This window comes from Mesorhizobium sp. M2E.F.Ca.ET.209.01.1.1 (genome assembly GCF_004010375.2).
In the GTDB taxonomy this organism is placed as follows: Bacteria; Pseudomonadota; Alphaproteobacteria; order Rhizobiales; family Rhizobiaceae; genus Mesorhizobium.
In genome coordinates, this window is record NZ_SADP02001151.1 from 1 (window position 1) to 291 (window position 291).

1 protein-coding gene is annotated in these 291 nt (G+C 68.4%); it reads left to right on the forward strand.

Annotated elements, in window-relative coordinates; all coding sequences use genetic code 11:
- Positions 1-43: 43 nt before the first annotated feature.
- Positions 44-291 (forward strand): CpaD family pilus assembly lipoprotein (locus EN852_RS39505; protein WP_246694594.1); only part of this gene is annotated, 248 nt, incomplete at its 3' end.

Below are 291 nucleotides of genomic sequence, written 5' to 3' on the forward strand. Positions count from 1 at the left end.
GACCGTCCGGACAGCATCCGGTATCGTAAGGATCCGTCGGCGGATGGTCCCGGCGCTGGCGATCGCCCTCGCGGCCTCGCTCGCCGGCTGTGCCAATCGCGACAGCATCACGGTCGGGTCAATCCCGGACGATTATCGCACCACCCATCCGATCGTCATCGCCGAGAAGAACCAGAAGATCGACCTGCCGGTCGGCGCCGGCGATCGCGGCATGACGGGCGCGCAGCGCGATGCGCTGCTCGGCTTCCTCGACGGCTACGACAAGAGCGCCGCGCCGACGCTGACGATCGC